General features: G+C 71.3%; 16 protein-coding genes. 4 read left to right on the forward strand and 12 right to left on the reverse strand.

All coding sequences use genetic code 11. The features are described from left to right. Positions 1-647: 647 nt before the first annotated feature. The 3 genes from CLV68_RS20110 to CLV68_RS20120 all read right to left on the reverse strand — a co-directional run bounded on the left by CLV68_RS20110 (position 648) and on the right by CLV68_RS20120 (position 3,653). Positions 648-920 carry a hypothetical protein gene (locus tag CLV68_RS20110; RefSeq protein WP_121392465.1) on the reverse strand — a complete coding sequence of 91 codons (273 nt, stop codon included), beginning with the start codon at positions 918-920 and terminating at the stop codon, positions 648-650. Between the two features lie 121 nt (positions 921-1,041). Further along, positions 1,042-3,117: a hypothetical protein gene (locus CLV68_RS20115; protein WP_121392466.1), complete on the reverse strand. Its 2,076-nt coding sequence runs from the start codon at positions 3,115-3,117 to the stop codon at positions 1,042-1,044. A 44-nt stretch (positions 3,118-3,161) separates the two neighbouring features. Continuing rightward, a complete protein-coding gene (locus tag CLV68_RS20120) occupies positions 3,162-3,653 on the reverse strand; it encodes a DUF2231 domain-containing protein (protein ID WP_121392467.1) in 492 nt (163 codons plus the stop codon). Positions 3,654-3,725: 72 nt separating this feature from the next. On the opposite strand from CLV68_RS20120, the gene CLV68_RS34060 reads away from it, so the two are divergent. Next, positions 3,726-3,902 carry a hypothetical protein gene (locus CLV68_RS34060; RefSeq protein WP_170224478.1) on the forward strand — a complete coding sequence of 59 codons (177 nt, stop codon included), beginning with the start codon at positions 3,726-3,728 and terminating at the stop codon, positions 3,900-3,902. Between the two features lie 62 nt (positions 3,903-3,964). Here the strand turns inward: CLV68_RS34060 and CLV68_RS34065 are convergent, their stop codons facing one another. Continuing rightward, positions 3,965-5,950 carry a hypothetical protein gene (locus tag CLV68_RS34065; RefSeq protein ID WP_170224479.1) on the reverse strand — a complete coding sequence of 662 codons (1,986 nt, stop codon included), beginning with the start codon at positions 5,948-5,950 and terminating at the stop codon, positions 3,965-3,967. A gap of 222 nt (positions 5,951-6,172) precedes the next feature. Between CLV68_RS34065 and CLV68_RS20130 the strand changes: the two genes are divergently transcribed. Then, a complete protein-coding gene (locus tag CLV68_RS20130) occupies positions 6,173-6,535 on the forward strand; it encodes a PLDc N-terminal domain-containing protein (protein ID WP_121392468.1) in 363 nt (120 codons plus the stop codon). Positions 6,536-6,560: 25 nt separating this feature from the next. Here the strand turns inward: CLV68_RS20130 and CLV68_RS20135 are convergent, their stop codons facing one another. Then, positions 6,561-8,669 carry a tetratricopeptide repeat protein gene (locus CLV68_RS20135; protein ID WP_121392469.1) on the reverse strand — a complete coding sequence of 703 codons (2,109 nt, stop codon included), beginning with the start codon at positions 8,667-8,669 and terminating at the stop codon, positions 6,561-6,563. 348 nt (positions 8,670-9,017) lie between these two features. On the opposite strand from CLV68_RS20135, the gene CLV68_RS20140 reads away from it, so the two are divergent. Beyond that, positions 9,018-11,093, forward strand: coding sequence for a M28 family peptidase (locus tag CLV68_RS20140; protein WP_246010013.1), 2,076 nt, complete (start codon positions 9,018-9,020; stop codon positions 11,091-11,093). Between the two features lie 77 nt (positions 11,094-11,170). On the opposite strand, the gene CLV68_RS20145 is transcribed toward CLV68_RS20140, so the two are convergent. Further along, positions 11,171-12,469 (reverse strand): glycoside hydrolase family 18 protein, encoded by a 1,299-nt coding sequence (locus CLV68_RS20145; protein WP_121392470.1) that lies wholly within the window; start codon positions 12,467-12,469, stop codon positions 11,171-11,173. Between the two features lie 805 nt (positions 12,470-13,274). On the opposite strand from CLV68_RS20145, the gene CLV68_RS20150 reads away from it, so the two are divergent. Then, a complete protein-coding gene (locus CLV68_RS20150) occupies positions 13,275-13,841 on the forward strand; it encodes a hypothetical protein (RefSeq protein ID WP_147460078.1) in 567 nt (188 codons plus the stop codon). A 23-nt stretch (positions 13,842-13,864) separates the two neighbouring features. Here the strand turns inward: CLV68_RS20150 and CLV68_RS20155 are convergent, their stop codons facing one another. The 6 genes from CLV68_RS20155 to CLV68_RS34070 form a co-directional block, all read right to left on the reverse strand. Then, positions 13,865-14,077, reverse strand: a complete 213-nt coding sequence (locus CLV68_RS20155) for an MbtH family protein (protein WP_121392472.1) — start codon at positions 14,075-14,077, stop codon at positions 13,865-13,867. Positions 14,078-14,115: 38 nt separating this feature from the next. Continuing rightward, positions 14,116-15,024 carry an ArsR/SmtB family transcription factor gene (locus CLV68_RS20160; protein WP_170224480.1) on the reverse strand — a complete coding sequence of 303 codons (909 nt, stop codon included), beginning with the start codon at positions 15,022-15,024 and terminating at the stop codon, positions 14,116-14,118. A gap of 303 nt (positions 15,025-15,327) precedes the next feature. Continuing rightward, on the reverse strand, positions 15,328-16,803 hold the full coding sequence (locus tag CLV68_RS20165; protein WP_170224481.1) for an AfsR/SARP family transcriptional regulator: 1,476 nt from the start codon (positions 16,801-16,803) through the stop codon (positions 15,328-15,330). A gap of 190 nt (positions 16,804-16,993) precedes the next feature. Further along, the gene (locus tag CLV68_RS20170) at positions 16,994-18,091 is read right to left on the reverse strand and encodes a branched-chain amino acid aminotransferase (RefSeq protein ID WP_121392895.1); all 1,098 of its coding nucleotides are present in this window, start codon (positions 18,089-18,091) and stop codon (positions 16,994-16,996) included. A gap of 2 nt (positions 18,092-18,093) precedes the next feature. Then, the gene (locus CLV68_RS20175) at positions 18,094-18,543 is read right to left on the reverse strand and encodes a nuclear transport factor 2 family protein (protein WP_121392475.1); all 450 of its coding nucleotides are present in this window, start codon (positions 18,541-18,543) and stop codon (positions 18,094-18,096) included. A 130-nt stretch (positions 18,544-18,673) separates the two neighbouring features. Next, positions 18,674-18,823, reverse strand: coding sequence for a hypothetical protein (locus CLV68_RS34070; RefSeq protein ID WP_170224482.1), 150 nt, complete (start codon positions 18,821-18,823; stop codon positions 18,674-18,676). Positions 18,824-18,894 lie beyond the last annotated feature (71 nt).

The following is an 18,894-nucleotide window of genomic DNA, read 5'->3' on the forward strand; positions in this document are numbered from 1 at the left end:
GATGCGCTCACAGAGGACGAACATCGAAGGCGCTCCGCGCAACCAGATCTGCGCCGAACCGGTATCCGACCACGACCCCGGTTATCCACAACCTGCCAAGCCATCCACACCTCGCCCTCGACCCCTCTTGACAACCCGCCGGGTTCGATGGGTTCAGAGATGGGCCCCCGGCCCCGGGAGGGTGGGCCCCGGTCGGAGAGTTGATCTTGATCGGCAGGTGATCTGGTAGGGGCTTGAGGGTGGGGAGGCGCTGGTTTCGCGTTCGGCGAAAGGGAGTCCCGCCGACGCAGGTGGTGGCGGTAGGGGCCTGGCGTGGGTGCGTGTCTTGGCCGCGCAAGTGGCGGATTGGGGTGACTGCCGCCGGTAGCGCCGAGTTCCACGTTTCCACGCGGCGGCGAAGTGGCTTGTGCGCCGCGGCCGACTTGGGCAGGTCGACGCTGGCTGGTGGCGGGTGTCGTCCCGGCTTGTCGCCGGAGGGCGTGGAGCCCGCGTGGCCGAGGCCCGGTGAGCAAGTCAGTGGCGGACTCGTGTGGTCACGGTTGGCCGGACCGACTTCTCTTGGTCGAGGCGCGGGCTTGGTCTGTATCGGCGGGCTTGGTCATTCCGCGATGCGGAGCACCATCGGCGTCCCGAGAGCTCGAACCAGGTCAGGCGGCCATCGGGAGGGCGACGTAGTCGGTGCCGGTGGGGGTGAGGCTGACCTTGGCGAGGCGGCCGCCGCCGGTGGCGGGTTCGATCTGGGCGAGGCCGCGGCGGATCAGGACCTCGAGGGACTCGGACTGCCACTGGGGGACCGTGCCCGCGGCGCCGCCGTCGGTGTCGGACCAGCGGAAGCCCATCGGGCCGCCCCACAGGCCGTTGTGGAACAGGATGGACTGGTCGGCCACGTCGCGGAGGGTCGACATCTCGTTCTCGGTCATCGGGGGCTCCTTGGGTCGGTGCTGCCGGTCACAGCAATCCTGACCCCGGCGACCCCCGCTTGTCCCCGCCCGCACCACCCTCGCCCTTGACCCGCACCCGTCCCGCAACCGCGGCCGCCCGCTAGCCCCCGAGACCCGCCCGCAGGGCCGTGGTGATCTCCACGTCCTCGGCGATCGTGTCGCTGGCGGTGGGCAGGCGGTGGTCGTCGTCAAGGATGTCCGACAGCTGTTCACGGACCTGTTCCCGCAGGTCAGGGTGCGCGGCGAGCACCCTGCCGAGCACCAGGCCCACCTCGGGCGCGACGCGGCCCGCGCTGTGTTCGTCGATCGAGTCGAACAGGGCCTCGGTGACCCGCTCAACCGCGGCGCCCGGCGCGATCTCCCCCAGGTCGACCAGGGTGTCCACGGCGACCACGACGGCCAGGTGGTCGCGTCCGGACCAGGTCAGGCGGCCCGTGGTGCTGATGTCCTCCAGCAGCGCGACCACCTCGGCGCGGTGCTCCCCCAGGGCCAGGGCGACCGCGATGGCGGTCGGCAGCGGGTTGCCCGCCTCGTCGAGCACCGCGCGGATCGTGGGCCAGGTGCGTGCGGGGTCGTCGATCGCGCGGGCGGCGGCGAGTTGGGCGAACTGGCCGGGGAAGGACGTGAGCGCGGTGCCGTCGAGCAGGCGCAGGCAGGTCTCGAGCAGGGCGGGTGACGGGCGCGTCGACCAGACGTCGATCAGGTCGCTGCTGGCGCGGTCGTCGCCGCCGTTGGCCTCCCAGGCCCGGCGGAACGCGGTGTCGAGGTCGGCGTCCGGGTCGGCGAGGGCACCGGCGGTGATCATCCAGGCGTCGTCGGAATCCACCGGCGGCACAGCGAGGCCCGCCACGGCGGCATGGGCCAACAATTTACCAACCTGCGCGGGCAACTCAGCAGCGAACGGCAGCACCGCCCGCACGGTCTCCTGGGTCAGCGGCAGCACCCCCAACACCTCGACCCACGCGCCGCTCCGCCAGGACCACAGCGCCGCGACAGCCAGTTCGAACAGGTCGGCCTCCGCCCACAGCAGGTCAGGCCGCTGCGGGCCGAACCCGGTCAGAGCGTAGGCGAACGACATCCGGGCCTTCCGACGCGAGACGGTCGGCTCGGCCGGGTGCACGGTCACGGTCTTCGCGGGCGCGGCCCACCGTGCATCCCGCGCCGAGAACAACGTCGTGGCGACGACCGCCCGCAGTGTCGGGTCGTCACTATCGGCCAACTCGAACACCGCGTCGCACAACTCGGCCGCTCGTTCGGGGACAGCGGGCAGCACCTGGGCGAGAGCCGTCACGACCCCGACTGTGCGGGGCGTCAGCGCGAGCAAGCCGTCCAGGGCCGCGTCGACGGACGACCGCGAGGCGAGGGCGACCTCCACCCACGCGTCGGCCAGCGCGTCGGTCTCGATCGAGTCGGCGAGGGCCTGCAACACCGGTACCGCCCGGGGACCGGCGTGGTTGGCCAGGATCTCCAGCGACGCCCCAGAACCGGGGTACCCGTCCGCTTGCGCCAGCCACAGCCGGACCACGTGGTCGATGGCGTCCGGCAGGTCCATCCCCTCGGCGATCGCGCTCCACGCCGCGGCGAAGGTGATGGCGTCGTCGCCGCGCTCCAGCACGACCTCGAAGTCCGCCTCGGTGAACAGGTCGTGCCGCACCAGGGACTCGATCAACGATGCCGCAGCACCGCTCTCGTTGTCGAACTTGGCACGCACCAGCGGCATGACCTCCTCGGCCACCGGCTCATCGACCAGGTACGACGTGAGCTGGTAGATCGACGCCCGCACCTCGTCGTCCGCGTCGTCGAGCAACGGTGCGAGTCGGCGGGTCGCGTCGGACAACGCCGCACGAGCGGACTCGTCGAAGTCGTCCATGTCGGTGTCTTCCGGCAGGTAGTGCGACGACTCGCTGTACCCCTGCGCGATGGACTCGGCGTAGGCGACGACGAACCACAGTGCACCCTGCCGACCCGGCGCGGCGGGATCGAGCGCGACGTCGACGATGCGCGGCACGGCGGGCAACGTTGCGTTGTAGATCGTGCCCTGGTGCAAGATCGACGCGTGCAGGTTCTGCAGCGCGCTCTCCCAGTCGGCGCCGCGCAGCGCCTCGATGAACCCGGGCGTGTCCTCGGCGGTGCCGTACGCGTGTTCCAGCTCAGACCAGTCCCGGTGCGCAGTCACGCGCAGAGACTAGTCATCCGCCCATGTGGGTGACAGCCAGGTCCTCACGCGTGTTGCGCCTTACCCGGAGTAGCCATCTTGAGCGCGTTCAGGCTCGCGTCCTCGTCCACCCCGACCGCGTGCCGCTCCACCAACTCGGCCCCGAGCCAACCGCCGAACACGACCAGCGCCAGCCCGGCAAGAGCCAGCACCAGCGAGGTCGACGTGGGCTCCCAGGTCTCCCCCGTCAACCGCACCAGCCAGCTCACGGCGAACAAGGTGATCACCACCGCGTTGGTCAACCCGTGCACCAACCCGATCCGCCGCGCCCGGGTACCTGCGGGCAGCGAGGACCAGTCGACCCACCCGAACGTGGACGCCACCGAACCCCCGACCACCCCAGCCGCCATGGTGTACGCCCCCGCGACGGCGAAATCCGCCCCGCCCGTCACGTAGAACAGGGCGTCGAACACGACCGCCGTCACCAGCAGCCCCAACGGGAACACGACCAGCATCGGGTGCACCGCATGCCCCGCGAACCTCGCCCGACTCCGCATTGTGGACTCCCTTGTCGTCCCACCCAGTCTCGCGCCGTGCCCCCGCCGACGCACCCCTCGTCAACCGGTCGGGTGCCGCTGCAACCTGACGGCGGACCGCGCTCGAGCACGCCGCCGCTCGTGGCGTGCGTCCTGAACTCGAGGGCGTACAACCTGGACGGCGGCGAGGGCCCGGGCTCGGTGGGGGTCTTCCCGGGGGACGAGACGGTGTGCTCCCGGCTGGGGATGGCCAACGCGGACATCGACTAGCCACCGGACGACGAGTGGAAAGCCCGCCGCGCCCAGGGTGGTGGGCACGGCGGGCTCCGGGGCTACTGGGGGGACATGGCGCCGAAGCCGGTGGTGACCGGGAGGACCAGGTCGTCGGGGGTCGAGCGGGCGCCCTGGCCCGCGTCGGACGGGGTGAGCAGGTAGCCGACGCCCGGGGAGGGGTCGCCCGTGCCGTCGTCGATGGCGTTGTGGTGCAGGTCGGTGGGGGTGGTGGTCAGGGAGATCGAGGCGAAGCCGATGCCCGCCGGGGCCGGGGTGTGCGGTTCGGCGGCGGCCTCGACCAGGACGCCGGTGGCCGTCGCGGCGAAAGCCTCGATGCCGGTGAGGGTGATGTCGAAGTCGACCAGGCGCAGGCCGCCCGCGCTCCACTCCTGCCACTTCTCCAGGAAGCTCGTCCAGTCGGTGTTGACCCACAGGCCGTACCCGCCCGCGCCCGCCCGGAACACGCCCGAGTACCGGCGCTGGCCGTTGACCTCGGTGATGTCCAGGTCCACCAACCGCAGCCCCTGCGCGCTCCACTCCTTCCACTTGGCCACGAAGCTGTCCCAGTCGGCGAGGGCCCACAACCCGTAACCGCCCGCGCCCGCGTTGAAGACGCCGGAGTAGCGCAACTGGCCGTTGATCGTGGTGACGGTCAGGTCGTCGAGCCGCAGCCCGGCGGCGCTCCACTCCTGCCACTTGGCCACGAAGTTGGACCACTCGGCGTTCACCCACAGCCCGTAGCCGCCGGTGCCCGCGCGGAACACGCCGGAGTAGCGGGGTTTCCCGTCGACCTCGGTGATGTCCAGGTCCACCAACCGCAAACCCTGCGCGCTCCACTCCTTCCACTTCGCCACGAAGCTGTCCCAGTCGACCAGCGCCCAAAGGCCGTAACCGCCCGCGCCCGCCGAGAAAACCCCGGAGTAGCGCAGGTTCCCGCCGGGCTTGCTGATCTCCAACTCGTCGAGCCGCAGTCCCGCCGCGCTCCACTCCTGCCACTTGGCCACGAAGTGCGACCAGTCGGCGTTGACCCACAACCCGTGCCCGCCGGTGCCTGCCGTGAACACGCCCGAGTACCGCTGGCCCTGCGGGAACCCGAGGTGCCACGGGGTGTGCGCGCACATGGTCCAGCTGTTGGACTTCATGATGCACGGCTCGCCGCCGCCGGGGGCGCAGGTCTCGCAGTTGGCGTTGGGCTTGCCCCACGGGCCCCAGGAACCGCCGCAGTCGCAACCACTTGAGGCGTACTCGTCGGGCGCGCCGAAGATGTGGCCGGTCTCGTGGGCGAAGACCCGGTCGATGTTGTCGACCCCCCAACCGTCATTGCTGTACTGCATGACCAGCCGGGGGCCGCCGATGGAGGCGTAGGCGAAGTGGCGCACCGGGTACTTGGTGAAGAACGCGACGTAGGCCCAGGTGGAGTTCTTGGTGTCGCGCAACTTCTCCGCGTACTGGGCGGCGGTGTCGAAGCCGATCGCCTTGAGGGCCGGGTCGCGCCAGAGGGGTTCCTTGGCGGCGTCCGCGGCGTTGGGGTCCGGCTGCGCGGTGATCGACGGGGTGCGCACGTCGTACACCCAGGTGACGCCGCCCGGGCTGCTCTGCGCGCCCAACCAGCCCAACCCGTTCTGCACCTCGGCGACGACCTTCGTGCGCTCGGCCGCGCTGAACTGGAGGTCCGCGGTCGGTCCGTCCACGATCACGATGCCCACCGCGACCCGGCCGGTGAGCCTGGCCGACAGCGCGGCACCGCTGTCCTCAGTGGACACCTCGGCGTCGTCGTCCGCGTCGGGGGCGTCGCCCTCGTCCCAGTTGGCACCGTCGAGGGGGCGCTGCGCCTTGGCCTCGGCGTACCCCGCGGACTCGCGCAACCGCAACGCCGCAAGCCCGATCGCGGCGAGCTCGTCGAGGCTCTCCTCGTCGACCGCCGCCACCGCCGCCGTACCCTCAGGCACCGCGGCGACCACCAGGTCTCCATACTCGTGTGCGACCGCGTGGTGACCGTCCGCGGTCGCGACTAACTGCTCGTTGAGGTTGATGTCTCCAGCCATGCACCTGACTCCTTGTTTTCTCGCACCACCCGCGCGCCCGCCAGGATCGCCCCGCGCGAGCGCCCCGGTCCTGCCCGTTCGGACAGCGGTGGAGGCGGAGTTCGGGACGGGAGGGACAGGTTCGCTGTCGTCCGAAACGGGGCCGTGACCGGAATCCGCTTGCCGGGGACGCGCGCGGGTGCCCTACCCTGTGCCGGTCAGATCTACTTGGGGGTGGGCGACATGTGGTACTTCGGCGGCGTCTTCGGACTCGCGACCTTGGCGCTGTGGATCTTCTGCCTGGTGGACGTGATCACCGCGCCGGAAGGCAGCCACCGCAACCTGCCGAAGTTCGGCTGGCTGCTGCTCGTCCTCGTCCTCCCCCTCATCGGCTCCCTCCTCTGGCTCGTCGCTGGCCGCCCACAATCCACAACCCCACGCCGCCCCGCAGCCTACGAACGCACCACCCCGCACTACCCCGAGTACGACCGCCCCGGCCGCTTCGCCGCCCCGGACACCGCCGCAGACGAGGACTTCCTCCGCCGCTGCCGCGAACGAGCCGAACAACAACGCCGCCAAGCCCGCGACGACACCGCCGACTCCTGACCGCTGATCCAGCCTGCGCAGTCGGCTAGTCGAGCTCGGCGAGTCCTCGTCGGACCACCTCGGCGTCGTCGTGGCCCAACTCCGTGAAGATCTCAGCGGCGCGGCTCCACGCGTCCCTGGCCGAGTCCACGTCGCCGAGTTCGCGGTACACGACACCCAGGCGTTTCAGGGTTCCAGCCTCGTAGAAGCGGTTCCCGAGCCGCCGCCACAGCCGGATCGCCCGCCGGTAGTGGGCGACGCACTCTTCTCGGTGCCCGGTGCGGTGCAACACATAAGCCTGCACCTCCACGGCGCTGGCCTCGCCTTGGTGGTCGGCGGCCTCCAGCGACTCGAACATGCCGATGGCACTGCGGGAGTGGACCAACGCCTGCGCGTACTGGCCGGATTCAGCACCGCACCACGCGAGCGCGTGCAAGGCCCTGGCCTCGCCGGACCTGTTGCCCGTGAGCCGGAACAGGTCACGAGACCGCGTCGCGTTGGCGAGCGCGCCGTCGTAATCCCCCCGCTCCTGGTGGATCATCGCAATGTTGCGGTACGCGCGGGCCATCCCCTCCCTGTCGCCCGTCTCCTGGTGGATCCGCAGGGCGCGGGCGCAGCAGCTCAGTGCCTCGTCGAACTCCCGCCGCAGGAGAGTGGCCCGTCCCAGTCGCCGCAAGGTCTGCGCGAGCATCGTCCGGTCGCCGAGTCGGGTGGCCGCGTCGGCCGCCGCGCGCAGGACACCGACGTAGTCCTCCCAGTGCCCGCTTCGGTCGAGGTAGGTCGACAGCCACCGGGACAGGTGCCACGCGTGGGCGTCGAACCCCGCTGCCGCCGCGTGCTCGACCGCTGTCACCAAGGTCGCGTGTTCGGCGGTGAACCACTGGAGCGCGCTGTCGTAGTCGGTGGGTGCGTCGATGATGGCGCCGTCGCGAGGTCCGCCGGGAGGCGTTCCACCTCGGTAGGGGTACAACTGCTCGTCGGCTGACCACGCTGAGTGCGCGTAGTGGTCGAACAGGCGGTGCAGCGCGGCGCTCCGATCCTCCGCGTCCAGCGAACGCGAGAGTTCGGCCGCGTAGACCCGCATGAGGTCGTGCATGCGGTACCGGCCCGCACCGTGCCGCTCCAGCAACCCGGCCGCGACCAAGCGGTCGAGATGACCTCGAGCGCGACGCACCGGCTGCCCTGCGAGACTCGCCACGGCGGTACCGGTGATGTCCGTGCTCCGGTGCAGGCCGAGCAGCCGGAAGACCTCCTTCACCTGCGGGGACAGCGCCCGGTACGACCAGGAGAAGACCGTGCGGACATCCACATCGGACTCGTGGAGGTCGAGGCCGTCGAGCACGGCGTCCTCGTCGGCCAGTTCCTCCGCCAGGTCGACCAGCCGGACATCAGGACGGCTCGCCGCGCGGGCGGCGACGATGCTCAACGCGAGCGGGAGCCCGGCACACCGCCGGGCCAGCGCGAGGGCCGCGTTCCGCTCCCGCGCCACCCGCGCCACGCCGAGGCGCCGTTCGAGCAGGGCCAGCACGTCCTCGTGCGTGAGCAGGCCGAGCGGCAGCCGCCAAGCGCCGTCCCGAGCGACCAGGCCGTCCATCGCGTTGCGGCTGGTGACCAGGACCAGACTCCCCGCGGTGCCCGGCAGCAGCGGTCGCACGTGACCGCTGTCCCTGGCGTTGTCGAGCACGATCATCACCCGTCGGCCGCGCAACAGGCTCCGGTACAGACCGCACTTGGCGTTCAGGCCCGCGGGCACCTGGGCCGCCTGGACCCCCAGCGCCATGAGGAAACCGTCCAGCACCGCGGCGCACGACACCGGCTCCCGCAGGCCGAACCCCACCAGGTCGGCGTACAACTGGCCGTCCGGAAAGCGGTGCTCGACCGCGTTCGCCCAGCGCAACGCCAGCGCGGTCTTCCCGATGCCCGCGGTGCCGTCCACCGCTGACACGACCACCGCGTTCGCCGCCCCGTCGACCAGCCGGTCGAGTTCGGCCAGTTCCGCATGGCGACCGACGAAGTGGGGCGTTGCCGCCGGGAGCTGCCGCGGGAGCACCGGGACCGCCCCGACCGCCACGGTCACGACCCCGGCCTGCACCACGGACCCGAAGACCGTGCCGGACAGCGTGTTCGACACGACCAGACCCGGCACGTCGTCCATCACCCCAGGGTGGGGCCACCCCGCGGGAATGCCATCCGCCGCACGGACGAATGCGCGGAGGTCAGTGGGCGAACCGGCTTTCCAGGGCGGCGCGGCGGGCGGCTAGTTCGTCGGGGTCGTCGCCCAGGAGGACACCTCTGGGAAGGTACTCGCCTTCGCCATCAGCGGTGACGGCCGGTTGATGGTCGCGCACCGGACCGAGCCCGGTGGCGACAAACCCTTCACCGACTGGACCTTGATCTGGGCCGTGCTTCATTCCCCAGCCTCAGTGTTCCCAGATGTCCACCTGGTAGGACACCGGACGATCAGTGGGTACCGCGCGCGACGGCGAGGTGGCTGACTGGGTGGATGCGAAGTATCACCCAGCGCAGTTCCAAGGTTGTCGCGGGCGTGGTCGTGGTGGGGGTTGTCTCCGCACTGACCGTGGTGCCCGCTGCCGCGCAGGACGGATCCCTGCTCGGGTTCACCGCCGCTCACTCCGCCGCACAACGGCGGGTGGAGAAGGACTTCCTGGCCGCCATCGATCCCGCGCAGGCGCTCGCGTTGAACACGACGCTGTCGGCGCGGCCGCAGCTCGTCGGGACGGAGGGCAACCGGGATTCCGGTGAGTACGCGACGCGCAAGCTAAAGGGGTGGGGGTTGCCCGCCCGCCATGCCCGCTACTCCGTCTACACGTCGGTGCCCAAGGACATCAAGGTGGAGATCACCGCCCCGACCAGGCGCGTGTTGAGCGTCAAGGAGAAGCCCTACCCGGGTCAGGAGCACCTGGACGAGGCCGTGGTCGGTTACAACGCGTACTCGCCCGCCGGGGACGTCACCGGTCTGGTGGTGTACGTCAACTACGGCCTGCCGGAGGACTACCAGCGGCTCACCGAACTCGGCGTCGACGTCCGGGGCAAGATCGTGCTGGCGCGCTACGGCGGCAGCTTCCGGGGTGTCAAGTCGAAGGTCGCGCAGGAGCGCGGCGCCAAGGGGCTGATCATCTACTCCGACCCCAAGGACGACGGGTTCGTGCGCGGCCCGGTCTACCCCGACGGCCCGTGGCGGCCTGCCGACGCGATCCAGCGCGGCAGCGTGCAGTACATCTTCCAGTACCCCGGCGACCCGCTGACCCCGGGCGAGCCGTCCGTGCCCGGCACCGACCGGATCGACCCGGAGGACGCGGACAACCTGCCCCGCATCCCGACCACTCCGATCTCCTACGGCGAGGCCCAACACCTGCTGCGCGCGCTGGGCGGCCCGGCGGTGCCCGCGACCTGGCAGGGCGGGCTGGACTTCCCGTACCGCGTGGGCCCCGGCCCGACCGAGGCGCACCTGGACCTCGACATCGACTACCGGCAGGTGCCGGTGGACAACGTCATCACCGAGATCAAGGGCCGCACCCACCCGGACGAGAAGGTCGTCATCGGCGCCCACCGGGACGCCTGGGTGTACGGCAGCACCGACAACACCAGCGGCTGGACCTCGGCCCTGCAGATCGCCTACGGGCTCTCCCGGCTGCTCAAGACCGGCTGGCGCCCGGAGCGGACCATCGTCATCGCGGGCTGGGACGGCGAGGAGTACGGGCTGCTCGGCTCGACCGAGTGGGTGGAGCAATTGGCGCCAGAACTGCGGCGGGGCGCGGTCGCCTACCTGAACATGGACGGCACCGCGGGCCGGTCCTTCGGTGCGGCAGCGGTTCCCGCTCTTGACGACCTGATCACGGCGGTCACCCAGTCCGTCCCCGACCCCGCGGGCGGCACGGTCCACGACAACTGGGCCGCGCAGGGCGCCACGACCCCCGGCCGCCTGGGCAGCGGCTCCGACTACACCGCCTTCCTGGACCGCCTGGGCATCGCCTCGGCCGACATCGGCTTCCACTCCCCCAACGGCAACTACCACAGCACCATCGACGACCCCCAGTTCACCCACCGCTTCCTCGACCCCGGCGCGCGCTACCAGTCCACCGCCGCCAAGACCACCGGCCTGCTCGGCCTCCGCCTGGCCCAGGCCGACGTGATCCCGTTCAACTACTCGGACTACGCGCGCGAGACCCTCATCTACCTCGAAGCCGCGGGCAAACGCGGTGTGGACGTCCGGGCGGCGACCAGGGCGGCCCAGGAGTGGTTGCGTGCCACGGAAAGGCTGGAGTCCACTCGGGACAGACTAATGCGGGAACGCGACCTCGGCGGTGGTGACCGGCTCGCCCGGCTCAACAGGTCGCTGCTGGCCCAGGAACGCGCCCTCACCCGGACCGAGGGCCTGCCGAACCGCCCGTGGTACCGGCACCAGATCTACGCCCCCGGCACCTACACCGGCTACGCGGTCAAGGTCCTGCCCGGCGTCAACGAACCCCTCGACCAGAACGACCCGGCGACGGCCACCCGCTGGCTCCGCACCCTGACGAGGTCCCTGGAAACCGCGACCCGCTCCGCCGAGAGCTGAAGCCTCCGCCAAGGGAGCGACGTTCCACTGCGGACGTCGCTCCCTTGGCGGTCATTGGCTTGTGCAGGAGAACAGCCTCAGCGCCGGTGCAACCCGGCGGACAGCGCGCGGATCAGCTCGCCCTGGGGTGTGTCGCCGTCGAGGGACCAGATCATGGCGCCGCCGAGGCCGCGGTCGCGGATGTAGCGGCCCTTGCGGGTGAGCTCGGTCGGGTCGTCGTAGGTCCAGAAGGTGGTGCCGTTGAAGAGCCAGGCGTGGCCCGCCTTGTTGTCGCGGTGCAGGGTGTACTTGCCGCTTGTCAGGAGGCCCTTGAGGGTGCGGTAGTCGTCGTAGCCCGCTTCGTGGGTGCCGGGGGCGGGGCCGGTGGATTGTTGGAACAGGCCGTTGTTCTGGTTCGGCAGGCCGGTCCAGCCGCGGCCGTAGTACGGGACACCCAGGGTGATCTTGTCTCGGGGGGCGCCGCGTTCCAGGTGAGCGTCGACGACGATCTCGCCGCTGTCCTTGGGGGTGGTCGGGTCGCCGTCGGGGACGCGCAGGGCCGACTGCTGGTTGGCGGTCCGTTCCCAGGCGCCGTGGTAGTCGTAGCCCTGCACGGTGGCGAAGGTCAGCAGCCGGTACACCTCGGCGAGCTCGTACCCGCGGTCCATCGCCTCCCGGTTGGCGGGCAGGAACGCGGTGAGGTCGTAGGTCCTGCGGTCCTTGAACCCCTGCCGGTCGAGCTGGACGCGGTACTCGCGCAGCAACGCGGTGAAGTTCTGCTTGTCCTCAGGCCGAACCACGTTGCCCACGTTGCCGTCGGTCGCGGGCCACTCCCAGTCCAGGTCGATCCCGTCGAACACCCCCTTGCCCGCGCCTGCGGGCGCACCGGGCAGATTTCCCTTGAGCCACAGGTCAATGCAGGACCGGACATGCGCCGCGCGGGACTGCGGGGTCAGCGCGGCGTTGGAGAAGTACGCGGAGCCGATCCAGCCGCCGAGCGAGATGTAGACGCGCAGCTTCGGGAACTTCTGCTTGAGCTGCTTGAGCTGGTTGAGGTTGCCCGCGAGCGCCTGACCGGGCCGATCCGCCTTGCCGCTAACGGATTCCCGCGCCGGGATCAACCGCCGGTAGTCGGCCGTCGGGTCTGAACTGACGCAGCTGCCTTGTTCGTCGAGCAGACCGAAGGCGTAGTTGAGGTGCGTCAACCTCGCCGCCGAGCCGTTGTCGACGATGTAGCGGACAGGCACCCCGCGGTCCTGGTGACTCCACTGCGTGTAGTACCCGACCGCCCGAACCCCACCGCCCCCGCCATGAGCCTGCGCGGGAACCCCGACAACCGCCACTCCGACCGCCACCGCCCCAACAGCGACGACGGTGCCCCACCTCTTCCAGGACATGGCCCTCCTCCACCCGGCGTTATGGTCCAGACCAATCTAGGCGAAGGCCCGCACCCCCGATACGCCCAGACGGGGCGATCCGGACGCCGCTACACCGCCAGGAAGCCCAGCGAACGGGGGGGAAGTGCACACAACCTGCCTGGAACCCGTCGCGCCGGGAGGTCCACCGCCTGCCGGAATCCTTGGCGGCACCACCGGAGAACACGACGTGCTCGACCAGGCCGTCTGCATGCAGTCTCGCGGCAGCGCGGCTGATCTCCCGCGCAGGCGACGACGATGAGTCGCAGGTGAGATGGGTAGGCCGTGCGGGCCTGCCATCACGTCGGCGAGGAGCCGGAAGTTGTCGGAGAGGGTCGTGGTCACACGTCGGATCCGTTCGAGGCCGACCGCGTAAGACTTGCAGGCCGTGCGGGACGACCGCGGCGAGCTCTTCTCACGGGGGACTCCATGGCCGCGTTCCTTTGCCGCGACAGCGCTTCGCAGGGCGCCGGTCGACATGTGCAGTTCGGCCGCAAGGGCGAAGGCCCGCTCCCAGGCACCCGTCGACGGCACCATCCGGGAAGCGATCCCCCCGCGCCGAGCTATCCGTTTGTCACGCCCGACGAGGTCCTCGCTCTACCGGTGCTTGTCGTCCATTGGCCGCTGGTAGCTGATTCCAGGGCTCCGAAGTGCGGCGGGCCGTTGATGGCTCCTTGGACTACGGCGCCGTCATTGGGCCACCCGGCGTAATCGGGCCGGTTTCGGGGTGCGGCTGGTGGTGGTCGTTGATCATGGCGGCGTCGGGGTGTCGAGCAGGGGGTGTGGGGTGGGCGATCTCGCGGTCGAGGTGGCGCGGGAGAAGTTTCAGGCGAGAGCGGTTGTGGAGTTGGGGAAGGTGACGGTGCCGCGCACGCACCTGATGGCGGAGCGGGACGCGGCGGATGCCGTGGCGCGGTTGAGCAAGCGTGCGCTGGTGTCGGCGAGTTTCGGGACCGTGGTGCTGGCGATGCTGCTCGGGTTCATCCTGGCGCGGTGGCACGTGGACCAGCCCACGTTCCAGACCCTGTGGATCGTGCTGGCCGCGACGGTGGGCAGCTTCTACGCGGTCGAGGGGGCGGTCCACCGGGTGCGGTGGCGCACGCGGGCCGAGGCGGCCGCCCGCACCGGGTGGACGACGGGGGTGGCTCAGGTGGACCAGTACGTCGGGGGTTCGGTGGCGATCAACCTGGAGGACGACCGGAAGCTGCGGTTGTCCATCCCCAAGGAGATCAACCGGCGCGTCCCAGACCCGTTTCGCGTCGGTGAGGTCCTCGTGGCGGGCAACGGCAACGCCGTCTCGGTCCTGCTCACCTCCGGCCCCCTGCTCATCGCGGCGAAAGCCATCCCGGACTGAGCAGGCGCGCGCAACCGGAGCGCTCAGCGGCCCATGGCCTCGATCAGGCTGTTCGGGCGCATGTCGACCCAGGTGTGGTCGATGTGGGCGAGGGCGTCGGCTCGGGTGGTGGGGCCGTGGGTGGGGGTCCAGCCGGTGGGGGTGGGGGCGAAGGTGGGCCAGAGGGAGTGTTGGCCCTCGGCGTTGACCAGGACGAGGAAGGTGCCGTCGGGGTCGTCGAAGGGGTTGGTGGTCATGGGGTTCCTCCCGGGGGTCGGGTGTCCACTGAGGACGGTCAGGCGGGGATGGAGGTTCGGTTGACCAGGACGGTGCGCTGCAACAGGGCGACACCGAGGGGGGTGAGGGTGTGCAGGACGGCGTTGCGGTGGCGGGCGGTGCGGATGAGGCCCGCCTTGCGCAGCACGGTGGCGTGCTTGCTGGCGCCCGCGATGGAGATGCCGAGGCGCTCGGCCAGTTCGCTTGTGGTGCAGTTGTCCGAGAGGACCTGGAGTGCGGCGGCGCGGGTGTGGCCGACGAGGTTGCCGAGGGCCTGGCCGCCCGCGTCGTCGCGGTCCTCGTCGTCGGGGGTGGTGGCGGCGGTGAAGGCGGTGGAGTAGGCCAGGACCGGGGGGCCGGAGTCCTCGGCGTCGACGAAGGCGCAGGTGCGGGGAGCCAGGAAGAGCGCGGGGCTGAGCAGCAGTCCCTGGCCGTCGAGGTGGATGTCGCGGTCGGGGCCGGGGGTGGAGACGTAGAGGACCGGCGCGTCCCAGTACAGGTTGGGGTGCAGGCTGCCGAGCAGGCGGTCCATGCCGCCGGAGATGACCACCCGGCCGCGGTCGTCGCGCTCGGCGCGCAGGTGCGCCAGGCCCTGTTCCCAGTACGGGACGACGGCGGCGTTGCCGAACTCGAACACGGCCTCGGCGAGGTGCCTGCTGGACGCGGGCAGGGCACCGCGCCCGCCACCGCCCTCCGGCCGCTCGACGAGCCAGAGTAAGTCCTGCAGGGGTAACTGCTCCCGGACCGTGCGCTCGATGCCGTCGAGCCTGCCGCCGAGCCTGCTGCGGACCCGCTTGCGCCACCGGCCGAACACGCTGCCCGGCCTGCCGAACAGGTCGAGCGCGAACACGCTCTCCGCGATCACCCCCAGCCCGGTCACCATCCGGACCCGCGCGAGGTCACCAACGCCGAAGTGGATTCGCAGCACTGTGCCCCCTAGACGGATTGCGCCCGTTGACATTTCCCCGGTACGAGCCGCACCCGCTGCACAATAAGCGACCCTCGGGCGCTAAGCGACATTACCGCGTCCCTGCGGACTAGTCCAGACCGGCCCACGGCAACCATCCGCACCGACACTCCGAATGGCGGTTGCCCCACGCCGACAAGCGAGGTTGGCGAGAAAAGGCCACGTCCAGCCGCACCAACACAATTGTCCTGGCATGCTCTCAGTCCGATTCACAGCGGCGAACCCGGCCACACCCAAGAAAGGATCGGGCAGTATGAGACTTTCTCAGGGCAGCGAACGGCGAATCGGCTCGACCACCGCCGCCCGTTCCATTCCTCGGCCCTCGGCCATTCGATCGGACAACCGCGCCGCGGCCCGCCGCAGCTCCACCGGTCTGCGCCCGGAAAGCGAGGCGAGGACCACCGGGGCGCGCCCGCCCGCGGCGAGCACGGTGACCAGCGCCTGCGCCTCGGCCGAGGACAGGTCGGGCAGCGCGATCCGTGCGGCCCCGTCGCCCGCCTCCAGTTCGGCGAGGTCGTGACGACTGGTGACCAGCACCTGGCAGGACCGCGTCCCCGGCAGCAGCGGGCGCACCTGCTCGGCGGACGCGGCGTCGTCCAGCACGACGAGGGTCTTGGTCGGTGCGAGCAGCGACCGGTACTCGGCAGCGGCCTCGGCGCAGTCCGCGGGCACCCGGTCCGGCGCCATGCCCAGCGCGCGCAGGAACCGGGCGAGTACGGCCGCCGGGTCCAACGGCAGCGGACCACTCCCCCGCAGGTCCACGTACAACTCCCCGTCCGGGAAGCGATCCCTGACCCGGTGCGCCCAGCGGGTGCAGACCGCGGTCTTGCCGACCCCGGCCGGCCCGGTCAGCACCACCGGCACCCGGTCACGGTCCGCCGCGGTCATCGCGTCGATCCTGGCCAGCACCTCGTCCCGCCCCACGAACGGACTGGCCTCGGCAGGCAACTGGCGGGGCGGCGCGGTCGCCAGCACCGGTGCGGCAAGCCGGTCCGCGGGGGCGCCGCGCAGGATCGCCTGCTGCACCTCGCGAAGCGCCGCGGTCGGTTCGATGCCCAGCTCCTCGGTCAGCAGCCGCCGCCCGTCCCGGTAGGCGGCCAATGCGTCGGCGACGCGTCCGCACCGGTAGAGCGCGATCATGTAGCTGCGGCGGAACCCCTCGTGCAGCGGGTGCGCCTCGAGCAGACCGGCGAGCACCGGCAGCAACTCGGCGTGCCGACCCAGGGCCAGCTCGATGTCCGTCTGGCGTTCACGGGCGAACAACCACCGCTCGCGCAACCGCGCGGCCTCGGCGGCGGCGTAGCGGCCGTCCAGCCCGACCAGCGGCGCACCCCGCCAACAGGCCAGGGCCTTGGCGAACGCGGCCGAGGCGGCGCTCTGCTGACCGGCGGCCTGCCACCGCACACCCGCGGCCACGGCGTCCTCGAACTCGCGCACGTCGACCACCACCGGCGGGGAGTGCAGCAGGTACCCGGTCGCGGTGGTCTCCAGGGCGCCGGGGTCGCCGGTGGCCGCGGTCAGCGCCCTGCGCACCGCGCCGACGTGGACGTGGACCTGGTTGCGCACGGTCGGTGGGGGCGGGTCGTCCTCCCAGAGCACGTCGATGATGCGTTCGACCGGCACCACGCGGTTGGCGCACGCGGCCAGCAGGGCGAGCAGCAGCCGCTGCTTGCGCCGGTGCAGCCGCGGGTCGCCGTCGTCGGCGCTGATCTCCACGGGCCCGAGCAGGTGGACGGTCATGGGCTTCCTCGCGCTGGCGGGCAGCATGAGCCGCGGTCCGGTGGGTCGGCTCGACCCAGCGTAAGCGCGCCCGCGAATCAGCCCGCCGGTATTTGCGCCGTGGGTAAAACACCGACCCCAGGCCCATCAGGTCGCCGCCCCCGCGCCCCCGGCACCACAACCAGGACACCACAGCCGGGGGCGCGGCGGTTCAGCGCTCGGCCAGCCGGTACCGCCACCCCCTGGGGTCCTCGGCCCGGCCGCGCTGCAGGTCGACCAGGGCCCCGCGCAGCCGCTTGGCCGCGGTGCCCGCCCCGCCGTCGCCGACGGTGAAGTCGCCGGAGGCGGCGGCGACCCGGCCGACCGGGGTGATCACGGCGGCGGTGCCGCAGGCGAACGCCTCGGTCATCGCCCCGGACCGGCAGTCCTCCCGCCACCGCTCCAGGGTGATCCGCCGTTCCTCGACGGTGAACCCCAGTTCCGCCGCGAGGGCGAGCAGCGAGGCCCGGGTGACGCCGGGCAGCAGCGACCCGGACAGCGGCGGGGTGATCAGGTGGTCGCCGTAAGCGAAGAACAGGTTCATGCCGCCCATCTCCTCGACCCACCGGTGTTCGGCGGCGTCGAGCCAGACGACCTGCTGGCACCCGTGTTCGGCGGCCTCGACCTGCGCGACGAAGGCACCGGCGTAGTTGCCCGCGCACTTGGCCTCGCCCGTGCCACCGCTGGCCGCCCGCGAGTACCGGGTGCTCGCCCACACCGCGACCGGTGGGGCCTCGGCGCCGAAGAAGTCCTCGGTGACCGCGGCCAGCACGAGGAAGCGGTAGGTGGCCGAGGGCCGCAGCGCGAGGCTGGGGTCGGTGGCGAACAGGACCGGGCGCAGGTACAGGCTCTGCGACTCGACCTCGGGCACCCAGCGCCGGTCCGCGGCCACCAGTTCGGCCAGGGACTCCAGGAACAGCCCCACCGGCAGCTCCGGCATCGCCAGGCGGGCCGCCGAGCGCTGGAACCGCGACGCGTGGTGCTCCGGCCGGAACGCGGCCACGGACCCGTCCGGCTGGGCGTACGCCTTGAGGCCCTCGAACACGACCTGCCCGTAGTGCAGGCCGACCGTCGAGGGCGCCAACGGCAGCGGGCCGAACGGCAGCACGGCCGCGTTGTGCCAGCCCCGCTCGGCCGACCACTCCAGGGACACCATGTGCTCGGTCAGGACCTCACCGAAAGCGGGGGCGGCCGTCCGATCGGCGAGCTGAGCCGGGGTGAGCCGCTGGTCGTCGGGCAGGATCCGCCGGTTCCACGTCGTGTTCGCCACGGTCACACCGCGGGGGCGAAGAAGAAGGTGTCCCGACGCGCGAACAGGCCCTGCGCGTCGAACTCGAAGAAGTCGGCGAAGCGCAGCCCGACCCGCGTGCCGTCCTTGAGGACGCCGTCGAACTCCCCGTGCACGGCGACGGCGGCGGCCTCGGCGGTGACGTGGGTGAGGGTGTGCCTGCCGGACTCGATGACCCGTTGGTCGCGGTAGAAGCGCTCGATCGCCTCGCGGCCCTCAAGCGGCTGGTAGCCCGGCCTGCGGTAGACGCCGTCGACCGCGAACAAGGCCACCAACTCCTCGACGGCGTCCGCGTCGACGGTCTCGTAGTACCGCCGCACGGTCCGCACGTTCGCCGCGGTGTCGGTGCGGCCGGGGGTGTCGGAGGGCAGGGACAGCTCGGGTGTGACGACGCGGACCGCGACCGTCTGCCCGGGGGCGATGTTGTTCGACATCGTTCATGGATAGCGGCGCGCTCCACCGGATCCCTGAACACAACGGTGAACGCGCGACAGCCGCACCACCGTTCGCCCACGCGGCAACGGCTATCCGGCGGCGTTCGGCCTCACCGGCGACCGGTGCCGGTCATCCCTCCACACCGGACCCGCCGTTCTGCTCCTCGAGGAAGCGCAACACCCGCTCGCGAATCTCGCGGGCCTCGCGTTCCTCTTCCTCCCGCTCGGCTTCCGACACGTCGCGGACGTCGTCGTCGGAGGACTTGCGCTGACCACGCACCACACATCTCCTTCTGTGGTCTACCCCCTGCGACCCCTGCCAAAAGCATGCCACACCCCTCCGGCCGCCAC

The sequence above is a fragment of the Actinokineospora cianjurensis genome (assembly GCF_003663795.1).
Classification (GTDB): domain Bacteria; phylum Actinomycetota; class Actinomycetes; order Mycobacteriales; family Pseudonocardiaceae; genus Actinokineospora; species Actinokineospora terrae.

Bases quoted from the DNA above. Each gene is read 5' to 3' on its own strand.
- CLV68_RS20110 (WP_121392465.1), bottom strand. From the start codon at position 920: ATGACCGAGAACGAGATGTCGACCCTCCGCGACGTGGCCGACCAGTCC.
- CLV68_RS20120 (WP_121392467.1), bottom strand. From the start codon at position 3,653: ATGCGGAGTCGGGCGAGGTTCGCGGGGCATGCGGTGCACCCGATGCTG.
- CLV68_RS34065 (WP_170224479.1), bottom strand. From the start codon at position 5,950: ATGGCTGGAGACATCAACCTCAACGAGCAGTTAGTCGCGACCGCGGAC.
- CLV68_RS20130 (WP_121392468.1), top strand. From the start codon at position 6,173: ATGTGGTACTTCGGCGGCGTCTTCGGACTCGCGACCTTGGCGCTGTGG.
- CLV68_RS20135 (WP_121392469.1), bottom strand. From the start codon at position 8,669: ATGGACGACGTGCCGGGTCTGGTCGTGTCGAACACGCTGTCCGGCACG.
- CLV68_RS20140 (WP_246010013.1), top strand. From the start codon at position 9,018: ATGCGAAGTATCACCCAGCGCAGTTCCAAGGTTGTCGCGGGCGTGGTC.
- CLV68_RS20145 (WP_121392470.1), bottom strand. From the start codon at position 12,469: ATGTCCTGGAAGAGGTGGGGCACCGTCGTCGCTGTTGGGGCGGTGGCG.
- CLV68_RS20155 (WP_121392472.1), bottom strand. From the start codon at position 14,077: ATGACCACCAACCCCTTCGACGACCCCGACGGCACCTTCCTCGTCCTG.
- CLV68_RS20165 (WP_170224481.1), bottom strand. From the start codon at position 16,803: ATGACCGTCCACCTGCTCGGGCCCGTGGAGATCAGCGCCGACGACGGC.
- CLV68_RS20175 (WP_121392475.1), bottom strand. From the start codon at position 18,543: ATGTCGAACAACATCGCCCCCGGGCAGACGGTCGCGGTCCGCGTCGTC.